Raw genomic sequence first — 13,830 nt, forward strand, 5'->3', positions numbered from 1 at the left:
TATAGGTGGTTATTCACTACAATTATTATTGTACACTTAGGTTTTACAAAAATCAAGTATAAACGGTGGTTATTCACATTAAAAACTTTGTTTTATTAACTTTTTATTCCTCTTCATCCTCTAAAGTAATATTAATATTATTATCTTCTTTGTTTACTACTTCCTGTCTATCTACCCAATTATAATTATTTTTAAGAGTAAAGATAGCTCCAGTAGTGCTAGACTTATCAAACAAACTATTTTCATAATTCATTTCGATAAATCTCTTTGCCTTTTTAATCGTGTTCACATAGCCTTTTCTTTCTTCATCACTACATCTTTTTAACCAATCATTTTCATCACTATTTTCATAATTTAATAACGTAGTTCTGCTACAATCTAACCACCAAGCCAATCCAGTAACAGTTATTTTCATATCATTATCTTTAGCCCATTTATAATATTGTTCAATGTAATTTTCTAACTCTTTAGGATTCTCCCACTTTAAAGGCTTTCTACCTGAACCACCTTCACCTTGTCTGCTCTTAGTACCATCTTTTTTCAATTTTTCTTTTGCCATTTTATTTCTCACCTACCTTTCAACATGCTGCGCTTTAACTTTGACTTTCTTTGACTTTTATAAAAAAATAAAAAGAGCCTATTAATTAGACTCTTGTCTTAATACTATATTATTTTTATTTATAATCCTTTATTTCAACTTCATATTCTATCAAAATATTTAAACAGAGATTATTAAATGCTTTATAAACTAATATTTTATTTGTTCTAATAATATCATTTGCAGCTATAACTGCAATAAACACAATATAAACGATAGACATATTTAACAAATACTTAGCTCCAAAATCTTTATTTATCTCAAATAGTTTGTCAGCCATTAATAGAATTACAGGAATAAATACAGAAAATAATAAACCTATTCTAGGTATATTATCATTTTTTTCACAATTATTGATTTTATTCATTAATCTTATTTTCTTGTTGATGTACTTTAAATTATCGCCTTCAAACTCATTATAATAATATTCTTTAATTTTTTCATTTAATTTATCATGACTAGTAATTTCTGCTTCAGATTCATTTGGATCTATATCTCTTTTATATATTTTAATATATTGTTTTAATAGATTATCTTCATTAATTTTAAAATCAAACATCATACCACCTCCTGTTTATTTATTATTCAACAGGAGACTTAATTTCCCTTTGGTTTAAATTGGTAGTTACTAATTTAAAAAGAGTACCTTTTTAAATAATCTAAATTTTAGTTCTTTCTTTTATTTAGCTGCATCTAATTTTATATCTCCATTAGCTGTGAACTCTATTTTAGTTTCATTACAAAAAGTATTGCTGCGTAACCAAAATTTATTTATATTTTATTACAATATAAATCTTCATTTATCAAAGATTCATTTAATCTTATACTAAATACATTATCGCTTTTAAAATTTCTATCAACATATTCTATATCTAACTCCTCAATTGTAATAATCTCATTGTTTCCATACTTATGTTCTATAATATTACTTTTTATATTTTTAAAAATGTTGATTTTAGTATCATTTATTTCTATATAATCTATTTTAGCAACAATTGTATTTTTAGATAAATTTATTATCTCTCCAGAGTTACTTATTATCCTACTCATTTATTCCGCATCCCTTATAACATAATTGATAGTTTTAATAATTTATCTCATTGTTTTCAATAAACAATCTTTATTATCAATATATTTACACTCTGGTTTACCAGCTCGATTTTCATAACACTCTGGTTTAGGTTTTATTGTATCACCTATTCCATTTTGAATACACGCATACCTTAAATTTACTATCTATACTATAATCACTAAAGATAACATTACCTTATCCTCCATTATATGAATATAGTACTATATTCTATAGTAAAGATCTAATTCCTTCTATATATTATAAACTTTCCTAAATTCCTTCCATCTGCTTTTTCTTAATTGCAAGTGCAATATTCTTAAAGTTACTATTATACTTCTTAAGCTCTATCTGTGCATCATACTCTTTTAATAATTGTTTTACGATATCTGTTAGCTTAAATATAAACGCATACATCTGTTGCCCATTTCTTTCAATCAACTCTATACGTTCCTCATAAATATCTGCTTTTGTATACAGATATGCTACTTTGGCTCTATTAACTAAAGCAATCTCTCTATTTTCTTCCATCTTTCTTATCTCCTCCAATTTTAAAAGAGATCACAGAGAGTAACACAGTGACCTCCTAATATTTCTATATGTATAATTTTAATAATCCCTTATATGTATATAATTTAAAATATAATATGTATATAATCTTATATTTCTACGCTTGCCCATCTTGTTCCATTTTTAATATTATGAATAAGTGTAGGACTTACATCATATTTATTAGCCAACTCTGTTTGTCCTAATCCTTTTTGCAACATCTTTTTTATCTCTTTAACATCTTCAACACTTAACTTAGTATTATGTCCATTATTTTCCCCAGTTTGAGCTGCTTTCATTTTACTTTTATCTTTTACCTTACCTTTTCTTTTAGCTTTTTTCTGTTTATTTATAACAGTCCAGCCATCAATCATGCTACAATAATTTATCCAATAGTTTTCCCTCTCTTCTAATTCATCATCGTCACAAATATCAAGTATCTCCCATTTAATTCTATTTGGTTCTTCTTTATATGGTTCTTGTAACTCTGGATAGTAATGTTCACCATTTCTTAGATGTGCTAAATGGCAACTCCATCTTTTTTGAATACCATTGTCACTATCTGCACTACCTACGTAAACATTTCCGGTTTCAACATCTTCAATTTTGTAAATTCCACCTATTATTTTCATAATAAACTCCTCCTATTTTTAATTAATTTTTATATAAAAATAGCTATCCTCTAAGGACAGCTAAATTTAAATCTTTTTAAATTATTTTTATTTTCCTATTGCTATTGTATTTTAAATATGTTAATATTAAATTGGTTAATTGTATAAAACTTTAGTTAAAATAAAGAAACTTATATAGTCCTAACAAAATCTATATAATTACAATCTTTATCTACTATAATATAAGCTTGACCATAGCATCCACCATGACCTGCATCTATTGCATAACTACATAAATATTTATCAAATTTCTCTAATTCATTTATTATTTCCAATATACTCTCTTTGTCCATATGCAGATCTTCTTTTTCTCTTATAGCTTTTTTCCAATGTTCAATTTTCTCAGAAACTTTTGTAATCTTGTCATCCTGTAATTCCATTCCAATAGTTTCGATTATGTATTCATTTAATTTCTCTAATTGTTCTGGCTTAAATTTAATCATTTTTACTCCTCCTGTATTTTAAATTTTTACTTTTTTAAATATAACCATTGACATAACACATCATTATATGTTATAATTAAGTTTTATGATATTTTAATAAGCAAAATAAGGGACAAATAAATGTCCCTTACTCCATATGGTTTTTTATAGTTATAACTCTTGTATTTACAGAAATACCTGTAATACAATCTCTCCTAATAGAAAATTAAAAAATTAATTCCCTATCATAGGGTAACTCTGACAAAAACCCCATAACCATTGATAATACTAGGCTACATGGTTTTTATTTTTCTATTTTACTCCCTTTTCATCTTCCTTAAATACTCCTATAAAAATTTCTTTATTATTCTTATATAATAATTGTAGAAAATCCGTATCTAAACCTTTATTGTTTATAAATTTAACAATTAAAGCTTTCATATTTTTATCATTAATTTTTAATTTCTTAATTTTATCATTAATATCTATTAAATTATCCTTTTGTTTTTGTACATATATAGCCTTAAATTCTTTATTTTTAATCTTTTTAATTTTATTAGTTAAATATAAATCTGTATTTTTAAATTCTTTGTACATATCTATAATACTTTGTGCTTGTTCATATTTATATTTATTAGAAATTTTCTTGTCTAGTAAATCTAACATATCTACATTATCAATTTTCTTACTATTATCAATTTTATTAATTTTATCTTCTAATAAACACATGAAGCAATTAACTTTTAATAATTTATCCAAGTCTTTATCTTCAAATGAATCTGATGTATATTTCCAAAAGCTAGGCTTAGCATTTTTATTATTAACTTTTACTTGCATACATTCTAATTTATTAATATTTGTTATTTGCTCCTGCAAGTTTACATCATATTTACGTTTTGCATTATCTATAGCAATTTGAGCAAGTACACTACAAATACATACTACATTAGCTAATTCTTTATCTTTACTATTCATGTACCAACTTAAAGCTATTTGTGCCATATTGCTTGTTATTCCTATGTCAGCTTTACTTTTTGCTAAAGCATTATCTATAGCAACCATACTTTCCATATTATTTTTATATGGTCTTTTATCTTGTGGAATACAGTTAACAATAGTAGGATAATTTTCTTTAGCATATTCCGCAAATTTAGAAGCATCTTTTCGATTAGCAACCAATACAAAGTCACTATCTTGATCAGCAGAATTTAATCTATCTTGCCAATCTGTTTTAATTAAATTAATCGCTATGATATTTTCTGTAAAGTTAAAATATGTATCCATTAATTTATTCCTAGTATTTTTAGAATAATAGATATTATTTGGTGCATTATGAGGATTTCTAAAACAAGCCAGTTCTTCATTTTCTGTAAATCTAGTAGTATAACATACGTTTCCTTGTCCTAAACTCTCATCTATAAAGTTATCATCTAATACATTATTAATGTGTTTAACTTTCCCTACTGAATGAAGTAGCATTGTATAAGGATTACCTACTATAGTTAAGTTATCACCATTTATAAGCAATTTACCTGCTTTTAATCTATCTTTCCAATCTCTAATTTTATATTTTTTATAATCCCTAAACAATTCAGTACCTTTTATATTTTTATTTCTATTATATAAGTCTATAATCATCTGATTTATATTCATATCATTTTTAGTCGTATCTAAATAATCAATAAAACTATCAATATTATTTTTAATACCATCTGTATAATTTAAAGTATCCTTTAATATATTATCCATATTAACCATTTCTGGATCTAAAGTATTTAACATTTGATAACTCATTCTTTGGAAATTTCCATATTTACTTTCATGTTCTGTTTTAACAATACCAAATAAGTTATCATCATCTTCAATTTTTGTAATCCAATCTTCCATAGTTACATCGAATTTTTCCCATTTCATACTGTTTTCTGTGGTTATAAGTTTTATATTCTTAGCTAATAATTTTCTACCATATCTATCTCTAACAGTAAATGTATTATAATCTATATTATTTTCTATACAGTGATCTTTAAAGAATTGTTGCATATTAGTATTGAATCCACAAGTCTTAAACATATGTTGTCTAAGTAGAGCCATTCCTTGTCCTTCTAGTATTCCAGTAAATAAATTAGAATCCATTAATGCTTGACCATCAAATAGTGTGTTTTTTAATTTATAACTTAACTTCTTTAATTTAAAAAGCTATTTTACCAATTGTAGATATAAAATCACCTTTGTGAATTAGTTTCCATTATACGTGAGTATAGTTATCCTATAGAATTTTATGCCTTTTTTAAGAAACCAATTTTAACTTGTTAAACACTATTTCTATAGGTATATCATTCTTAGCTTGCTCATAAACAAAGCACACAAGTTCCTTAGCCGATAGGCTTTGAATAAGCCTGATGGTATCACCTACGGTGTACATTGAAGTAAGATGACATATTCTATATATTTCTAAGAAATTCATCGCTAAAAATACAAGCAAGAAATATCTCTCGATAGAGAGTATACTTTGGACCTTATATTTATCAAAGGCTAAATGGCTTTTAAGGTATTTATAATTAGTTTCAATACTCCATCTATTTAGATAGTATTTTATTATAGTTTGAGCATCAAGCTCTATGTCTGTCGACATTAAATATACAGGGGCTTTAAAGCCTTCGCCATCAGCTTCATAGCAGATTAAAACTAGCGCATTTTCAATTTTTGAAACTTTGCCTTCGTATTTATATACTCGATATTTCTTACCCTTGACGGTAACTACATCTAAGGTAGAAGGATCAATATATTTGGCGAATTCTTTCAGTTGCATTGAAATTCCTAAAGGAGATATTTTCCTATTGGACTTCAACGCACCGATTAGGTAAAAACCTTGCATTAAACTGCTATCTACAAGCTTCTGGCTAGTGTACCAACTATCAACAAGACAATATACTTTATCGCAATTAGATGGCTTTTCAAATGAGCTTATGAAGTCAACTGCAATATCAGACTTTCCCATGAATGGTTTGTTATGTTTTAAGCAATTTTCTTCACTTAAATAGGTTTTATAGTTTAAGGGGATAGATATATCTCCTACAACAAAATTAGAAGTAACCACACAGTGAGACCAAAGATTTTTACCCTCTGTATGGGAGTGATTATAGCTTAAGCATTCCATCTTCTTTGCTTGTATTTTAGGATTTACCGTATCATCTATTACTAAGAATCCTACGGATTTTGGTTCTATAAGTTTTTCAAAGTGCAGCTTTAAATAGCTAATGCGATTTCTATCAATGAGACTATCGTCCCATTTGGAACGGCTTAAAAACCTATATATACAGCTGCTACTTTTAGCACTTAATATGTGTTCTGAAATATTTAATAAAGATTTATTGCCAGGTAAATTTATTAATCCATTTATAATTGTGGTTAGATGATGAAATTGTGGTTTATTCATTCCATAATTTACATCATTTAAGTAGTTGTAAAGTTCATTATTAATGGATACAATATTATTGCTTGGCATACTGATAACCCCCCGTGATTATGATTGTGTGGTAACTTTTATATATCACGGAAACCGTCAGTGTGCCATATTTATTTTTTGGCAACATTACCAAATTGAATTTTTATTTTGCAGAACTAAAGTTTATAATTATCATTATCTTCTACATAACAATTCCCATCATCATCAACTTTAACTAATTTACATTTATGTGTGCTAAAACTATCTAAATCATTTACAACTAACATTTCTGTTCTAGGATTAATCTTAACCAGTCCTTCTAAACTACTAGCTGTAAGTGCCTTATAAGCTTCCATTTCAACCTTTTTACATTCTTTATCTTTTTCAAATAATATTCCCATCTGTTGCCAACTATTAATTTTATCTACTAATTCTTTGTTGATAAAGAAAACTTCTCCGATTCTAGCTTTTGCACTTGTTCTAAACCAGTACACATAATTTATTCTTTTATCTAATATATGTACTTTATTTCCTTCTTCATCTTTAACAATTTTCTTATCTTTATCTTTTTTAACTTTGTAGAAGTCTAAGAAAAATCCATCTTTATATAATTTATTTCTTACATCTTCTTTTGATATTTTTAAATCTTTAATTTGTTGTTCTAGTGATTTTATTTCTTCTGATAATTCTTTTCTCTCTTCTCTTCTACTATTAATTATTTTAGTTTTGCCTTTTGTATCTTTATATAATTCATCAGCTTCAATACTCTCTTTAATTTCTTGTTTTATATCTTTAATCTGTTTTTCTAGCTCCTCTATTTTCTTTACATCTGTATCATAACCATATGTAAATCTAACATTAATAATATCTCTAGTTGTGTTATTCTTACTTATATTTAATCCTAAATTAATTATTTTATTGAGTAATAAAGATTTATTAAAATTAATATTATATATTTTATTAATAATTTCTCCTCTTAAATTATTTTTTAGTATGCTGCTACCTTCCATACTCATTATTTTAACTTCATTTTTTAATTTATTCATCATAACTCCCCCTCATCCTCTAAAAAACTGGTCTATTTTTATAATTGTATCTACTATTATCTATATAACCGATATTAATTACTTCTTTTGGTTTTTCTCCCCACCAATTCTCTTCATTTTCTTTAGTTTCAGTTTTCTTAGTTTTATTTGCTAACTCTTTTCTCTTAGCTTTTTTATTCTCTAAATTTTCTAATTTACTCTCTAAATTAGAAGTGTCTCTGTTACTATTTTGTTCTTGTGCAATCTTACCCTTAAGACCATTAATAGTTTTAATTTCTTTTGCTGTCTTCTTCCCTAGCACAATAAAGCCATTAGTTTCATAAAACAGTTTGGACTGCTTTAAAGCTTCACTTAATTCATTTTCATCGACAACATAAACATTATTAGCTATATGTGTTCTACCATCTTTCTTAACCAAACCAATGTTATCGTAGTAAACTAATCCCATACTCTGCAATTCTTTAATATAAATATTCCAAGTATTTTCGGTAATCTTTAAGTGCTTTACAATAGATCCATAGCTATCATAAAAGCATTCCGCTTTACCTCCATTAACTTGAATATCATTACTCATTCTTTTACCATCATATGTTATAACTTCTCTTCTACTTAGTCTTGCATTTATATAGTAGTAAACCTCTAGCAAGGTTAACTTGTTTAATTTTCCAGAATATCTGTCCATAATTTCTAGATAATTTTCATGTAAAATAGTAAAGAAATTAGTATTGTTGTTATTATCTGGGTCTTTATCAATTGGCATATTGAAAGTGCAATTAATGTAAGTATCTATATTCACATTTTCTAATTTTAATTTTTTATGAGTTTCAATTATGCCTTTAGATTGCAAATCTGAAAGTATTTCTTTGAATTGAATATTAACTTTACCGTTTCCATCCTTATCTCTTCCACTCTTTGGCTTTAGACCACAAGAAGTTATCATATCTTTAATAGTAAATATAGTCTTATCAAACCTATTAGTCATACCATCTAAGTAAGAGAATATATGTAATATTTTGTTTCCATAAATATGTATATAAGTGTTATTTTCATTGCTCCAAATTAACTTATTAGGTAGCATTATAAAATTTTCTATAGTTATCAATCCTTTCAAATATATTTTTAAGTTTTAAAATTTAATATTTAAGTTTAAGTCCCTTTTGAACGTTCACGTTTAAAAGGTGATTGGTTTCTTTTATTGTTATATAGGTTTCTTTTATTGTTATACCCTAATTTAGGGACACCTACTATCCCCTCAATATTCATTTTTAGGTTATTAAAGGGACACTTGCTATCCCTTTATAATTTTCACCTAAATTAAGTATCATTTTTGAGGTATACTTATTGTGTTTTACAGTTCTCTCCTACACCATTTTTTGAATAGTGGTTTTGATGCTTGTCTATTAAATTCCCATACCCATTTATCTTTATTCCAGTAAATTTTTATTGGTTCCAATCCATTTTTAACATACGCTCCTGCTTGTATTGGATTTACTATTCTAATTGTTCCATTTTCCATATGTATAAAACTCCCTCTCTTAGTGTTTTTTAATATGTAGTATTTAAGTTCTGGCTTAATTTGCCAAAATCTACTGTGTAGAACATCATAAAGCCAAATGCCACATTCTTGAGAACCTCTTGAAAGCAGTATACTGTCAATTTGTTTTATCTTTTCTGGATACTTCTCTTCCATGCTTAAACAATAATCTTGCATGTTCATATAATTAATCCCCCTGTTTTTTATAATTTTAATTTGCTTTTTCTAAAAAAGTCTTGAACTTTAGATTTTTATAGTATACAATGGTTTTAAGATAAATTAACATTATATAATATACGTTATATAATGTTGTCTTACTAATAATTTACAAATAATAATCACCATCCTTTTCAAAAAAAGTATACAAAACAAGCAGGAAGAATGGTAGTTCTTCCCACCTATTTAGGGGCATAGCTTACCCTTGTTTTTGTAGTCCAATTTTAGTATAACATGGAATTTTTGTATGTCAAGTATTTTTACTGCTTGGCTTATTTGCATTTGTGCAGGATATGCCCTATCTAATATTATCGTATCAAAATCTAATTACTTTACACCCTTTTTAAAATATTTTTTATGCTGCATTTCCTAGCCAATATATACCTTCTTTTAATTCTATTAACTGACCTTCAAACATTTCTCCAGTTGACAATTTCCACCATTCCAAATCGTCTAATGTAGCTAAACTACAACTATAAATTGCACTTTCTTTTTCCATCTCTACAATTTCCTCTAAAGTACCTAAACCGTAGCTACCATCCACCATTCCAAAGCTGTATAATCTTTTTATTGTATGCATAGTGCATCCTCCTCTTCGGTAATTGAGCTTGCTGGTGCTATTTTTATAACTGTATTATCTATTAAGCTATAAAACTTTATATGTTCGTCCCAGTCAATAAAATCGAAGTCGCTTAAATTCTCTAATATAAAAACAGCTTTATCTTTATTTTTGCTATAGATTTTAAGTTTGTTGTTTTCTACAGTAAAATCAAATTCCTTTTCTACAGTAATTCTTTTTGGTTGTCCCTTACCTGAATATGCTATAATTGCTAAACCATTCTCTAGCTGGCTACATAAAAAACAGCATATATCTAATTCCTTTACAGTTTCTTCAGATACTTGTAATAAATTTGTTTTTATCATTTTATAATCCCCCGTTTTTTTAATTTTTTACTCTCTAGCTAATACCATTCAACGATACCATTAATCTTTTGATAGACTCTAATCCAAGCTCCATTTTTAAAGTTTATTTTTATGCTGCAATTAACACTTTGCATCTTAAAATCTTTATAGTTTTTTATTTCTTGTCTAACTTCTTTTGATTGCAAATTGTAATAATAATTAAATAGTTTTTCTTGAGCAGCTGTCATTATAACTCCTCCCCTCTTGAAGTACTTTATACTTATATAGGTTATCTAGAGTTATTGGGATATTAAAAACTTTAGAAAATTGAATGAATTTGTGTAGAATTTTAATAGACATTTGTTTTACCTCCTATGTTGAATTTTCAACCTTATAGTTTAATTATAATCTTTATTTTTTCGATGTCAAGTACATTTTTCAACTTTATAGTTTAATTTTAAATATTATTGATTATAATTAATCTTTATTGTATAATATATATAGAGGTGATATTATTGGGAATTAAAGAAGATATAAAATCTTATATAATTAAATCAGGTTGGACTCTTACCCAAGTTCAAGAAGAACTCAACAAAATAAATAACACAAATTTTTCAGTACAAAATTTGAGCAAAAAATTAAATAATGAAACTATAAGATATGACGAGTTATTACAGATAGCTGAAATAATAGGATATAAGATTGAGTGGATTAAAAAAGACTAGGGAATCAAATCCTTAGTCTTACATTATTTCTTGAATAAAAAGATTTATGATATATACATAAAGCAAATCAAAAACATTTTCTATTTTTAATGTATTTTCAAATAATTTTGTTATTTCTAAGATACAACTATATTCTTCATTCTTATAAGATATTAGAGAAGTAGATGCTTTTACGATATCATTTCTAAAAACATTATCTTCTCTTATTTTTTTATAAATATTATATATTAAATCATCACTATCAAAATTATTTTCATGTTTTATTCTACCTTTATAAAACACATCATTATTATCTTCTCGTCCTAATATATCGTTTAAAATTGCTACTGCTATATAATCTAAAGCTATCTGTGTAAAGTTATTATAATTATTTGTATACCTTTCAATTAACTTTAGATTATTATAACTTTCTACTTCATCAAGCCATTTAAATCCCTTTTCTTTAATCTCTGTTCCATTTTTAATCATATTAGACAAGTAGTCTTTGTATTCAATATTATGGTCTCTAAACTTCCATTGCTTATGAACTTTAAGAATAATTCTATATTTATTTGGTATCATATCCATCATAATTTTTTCTCTATCTATTGTTTCCCAAGTAAATCCCTTATCTGCGCTCTCAACATTTACAGTCTTTAGCCCCAGTTCATACGTGTAAGCTCTTTCGATATGTTTACGCATAAATTCTGGACATTTATAAACGGGTACATACTCTAAATCTTCCTTTCCAAATTCATTAAATATTTCTTGTAGTTTTCGTCTATTATGCCTATTATTTCTTAAGGCACTAATATGATACTTATACCTTGTATTTAAATCCCCTGTCTCTCCTACATAGCACCAATCGGTAGCTACACTATAAATTATATATACTCCGCTATCCCCATTATTTATTTCTAAGTCTTCGTTTAATCCTATTTTCTTTTTAAATTCATTTAGTTTTATACGTTTACCTATATCAGACATAATTTACTCCATAAGATTCATATTTTATATTTAATTGTTTCCAATATAGATAAAGTTATACACAGCTCACTAATGTCTTAATCATGTTGCATTTTAACGTTATACTTAAAAGTTATAGCTAAAATGAGTATTTATATTATTTAGTTAAAATAAAGCAATAGAGATACAGAATAATTATGCGTTTTTAAGCCTTATTTTACTTAAAATGATAAATTATATTACTTGGGGTATTATCATTAAAATTCAAGTGATTTTAGGACGAAGAAATGCTATTTGCAGGGTATTCCTTTAAAGGAAACATTAAAGGATGGTACAAAATTGTACTCTTCAAATCTAAGGTTCGAGTAGCTAAATTTTTCGCTCTCTAACAGGTGCATTAAAAGAACCTCGTTGTTTCGGTTGGCGATTTTTCACTTTTGTAGATTCTTCTATCCCTATTGGCTTTTCTATCTTCTTCTCCTACCACCTATAATAAATATTCTAATTAAAACCAAACAAATTAGTATCTTCATGTAAAATTCTCCCCTTACCACTAAATTACTTACTATTATACAACTTTTATACAATAATTACTACATTTTGGAGTTTTGTTATTCACATCATTTAACAAATTAACTATAATTAATTTGCGTTATTTTGATTCAATGTCTCTCAAAGTTATTTTAAACGTCTTATTGTTTCTGTCGATACTCCAAGTTCTTTTGCTATGTCTTCTTGGGTTTTCAAAGGATAATTTTTACCTCTTGAACCTCCATGTCTTACCCCACACAATTTTTCATATTCTGCATAAACTTTTCCTTGTTTTACCTGTGGCATTTTAGCCCATATTTTATATGCTGTAGTGGATTTTAAAGCACCAGTTTCTACTAGAGATTGTAACTCTGGAATTAGGTCATTAAGTTTTTTATAATTTAAGTATTGTGTTCTATCTATGTCTAATTGATTAGCTATGTCAGATTGAGTTTTGCTTGTAGAATTATTCAACAAGCTACTTTGATTATTTCCTTTCCTTATTCCATATATCCTCTCTAACTCCACTTAATATTATTTTAATATATGACATATTCCGACAAGGACAAGCTGCTTATTACTAATTACTTATTTTTAACTACATTCCCTATTGCTTATTACTTATTGTAATCTAGCTTTGACTATATTGCTTAACTACAAGGATTAAAAGTATGACTACATTATTCTGCATTCGTACTCTTGATTCGTATTTTTAATCCTTGTAAGCTACATAAAAATTTGATGATTTCGCAATGTAGATTACATTTTGTTTTCTATTCTTTTAAAATTAGATATGCAATTTTTAGACATTTTCTTGACTTGTTAAAAGGTTACAGTAAAGTTGGGGAAATAGTTAAGCAATTAGACGTAGTTTCCCCTAAAAAAGGGGAAAAATAAAAGTTGGGTATAATTGTTGAAGTTTCTTATTGTACTGCTATTGTATTATGCTTCATCTTACTAATTACTGCCCTAGTAATCCACATAATCCCGTCTTGCGACCAGTAAACCTACCTATCTAATATTTTAAGAGGATGGATACAACCTCTTTACTGGCAACTATAGTAATAGCAGAAACTACAGAAGTCAGAGCCACTTGTTTTGCGTCGGTATGGCTAGTCCTACTCTATATTTTACTTGCTAGAGTGCCTATACAAGTGACCTATTCCTTAAAAAAGG

17 protein-coding genes are annotated in these 13,830 nt (G+C 26.7%); 1 reads left to right on the forward strand and 16 read right to left on the reverse strand.

Going from position 1 to position 13,830, the window contains the following annotated elements:
• Nucleotides 1-103: 103 nt before the first annotated feature.
• The 14 genes from ACWW38_RS02710 to ACWW38_RS02775 all read right to left on the reverse strand — a co-directional run bounded on the left by ACWW38_RS02710 (nt 104) and on the right by ACWW38_RS02775 (nt 10,701).
• Nucleotides 104-559 carry a terminase small subunit gene (locus ACWW38_RS02710; protein ID WP_456259290.1) on the reverse strand — a complete coding sequence of 152 codons (456 nt, stop codon included), beginning with the start codon at nt 557-559 and terminating at the stop codon, nt 104-106.
• A 115-nt stretch (nt 560-674) separates the two neighbouring features.
• Nucleotides 675-1,157 carry a hypothetical protein gene (locus ACWW38_RS02715; protein ID WP_456259291.1) on the reverse strand — a complete coding sequence of 161 codons (483 nt, stop codon included), beginning with the start codon at nt 1,155-1,157 and terminating at the stop codon, nt 675-677.
• A gap of 212 nt (nt 1,158-1,369) precedes the next feature.
• Nucleotides 1,370-1,648, reverse strand: coding sequence for a hypothetical protein (locus ACWW38_RS02720; protein WP_456259292.1), 279 nt, complete (start codon nt 1,646-1,648; stop codon nt 1,370-1,372).
• 292 nt (nt 1,649-1,940) lie between these two features.
• Nucleotides 1,941-2,198: a hypothetical protein gene (locus ACWW38_RS02725; RefSeq protein WP_456259293.1), complete on the reverse strand. Its 258-nt coding sequence runs from the start codon at nt 2,196-2,198 to the stop codon at nt 1,941-1,943.
• A gap of 128 nt (nt 2,199-2,326) precedes the next feature.
• On the reverse strand, nt 2,327-2,848 hold the full coding sequence (locus ACWW38_RS02730) for a GIY-YIG nuclease family protein (protein WP_456259294.1): 522 nt from the start codon (nt 2,846-2,848) through the stop codon (nt 2,327-2,329).
• Between the two features lie 170 nt (nt 2,849-3,018).
• Nucleotides 3,019-3,330: a hypothetical protein gene (locus ACWW38_RS02735; RefSeq protein WP_456259295.1), complete on the reverse strand. Its 312-nt coding sequence runs from the start codon at nt 3,328-3,330 to the stop codon at nt 3,019-3,021.
• A 291-nt stretch (nt 3,331-3,621) separates the two neighbouring features.
• Nucleotides 3,622-5,442: a hypothetical protein gene (locus ACWW38_RS02740; protein ID WP_456259296.1), complete on the reverse strand. Its 1,821-nt coding sequence runs from the start codon at nt 5,440-5,442 to the stop codon at nt 3,622-3,624.
• Between the two features lie 154 nt (nt 5,443-5,596).
• Nucleotides 5,597-6,814 (reverse strand): IS701 family transposase, encoded by a 1,218-nt coding sequence (locus ACWW38_RS02745; RefSeq protein ID WP_456257760.1) that lies wholly within the window; start codon nt 6,812-6,814, stop codon nt 5,597-5,599.
• Between the two features lie 116 nt (nt 6,815-6,930).
• Nucleotides 6,931-7,800, reverse strand: a complete 870-nt coding sequence (locus tag ACWW38_RS02750; RefSeq protein WP_456259297.1) for a hypothetical protein — start codon at nt 7,798-7,800, stop codon at nt 6,931-6,933.
• A 19-nt stretch (nt 7,801-7,819) separates the two neighbouring features.
• Nucleotides 7,820-8,782, reverse strand: a complete 963-nt coding sequence (locus ACWW38_RS02755; RefSeq protein ID WP_456259298.1) for a hypothetical protein — start codon at nt 8,780-8,782, stop codon at nt 7,820-7,822.
• Between the two features lie 366 nt (nt 8,783-9,148).
• Nucleotides 9,149-9,517 carry a hypothetical protein gene (locus ACWW38_RS02760; protein ID WP_456259299.1) on the reverse strand — a complete coding sequence of 123 codons (369 nt, stop codon included), beginning with the start codon at nt 9,515-9,517 and terminating at the stop codon, nt 9,149-9,151.
• A 388-nt stretch (nt 9,518-9,905) separates the two neighbouring features.
• A complete protein-coding gene (locus tag ACWW38_RS02765; RefSeq protein WP_456259300.1) occupies nt 9,906-10,130 on the reverse strand; it encodes a hypothetical protein in 225 nt (74 codons plus the stop codon).
• Nucleotides 10,118-10,474 carry a hypothetical protein gene (locus ACWW38_RS02770; RefSeq protein ID WP_456259301.1) on the reverse strand — a complete coding sequence of 119 codons (357 nt, stop codon included), beginning with the start codon at nt 10,472-10,474 and terminating at the stop codon, nt 10,118-10,120. Before ACWW38_RS02770 ends, ACWW38_RS02765 begins: the two co-directional genes overlap by 13 nt.
• A gap of 38 nt (nt 10,475-10,512) precedes the next feature.
• Entirely contained in the window at nt 10,513-10,701 is a 189-nt protein-coding gene (locus tag ACWW38_RS02775) for a hypothetical protein (RefSeq protein ID WP_456259302.1), read from the reverse strand.
• Nucleotides 10,702-10,968: 267 nt separating this feature from the next.
• On the opposite strand from ACWW38_RS02775, the gene ACWW38_RS02780 reads away from it, so the two are divergent.
• Nucleotides 10,969-11,178 (forward strand): LLM class flavin-dependent oxidoreductase, encoded by a 210-nt coding sequence (locus tag ACWW38_RS02780; protein ID WP_456259303.1) that lies wholly within the window; start codon nt 10,969-10,971, stop codon nt 11,176-11,178.
• An 18-nt stretch (nt 11,179-11,196) separates the two neighbouring features.
• Here the strand turns inward: ACWW38_RS02780 and ACWW38_RS02785 are convergent, their stop codons facing one another.
• The gene (locus ACWW38_RS02785) at nt 11,197-12,144 is read right to left on the reverse strand and encodes a GIY-YIG nuclease family protein (RefSeq protein ID WP_456259304.1); all 948 of its coding nucleotides are present in this window, start codon (nt 12,142-12,144) and stop codon (nt 11,197-11,199) included.
• Nucleotides 12,145-12,801: 657 nt separating this feature from the next.
• Nucleotides 12,802-13,131, reverse strand: coding sequence for a hypothetical protein (locus tag ACWW38_RS02790; protein ID WP_456259305.1), 330 nt, complete (start codon nt 13,129-13,131; stop codon nt 12,802-12,804).
• Nucleotides 13,132-13,830: the final 699 nt, after the last annotated feature.

Source organism: Clostridium sp. JNZ J1-5 (assembly GCF_053901425.1).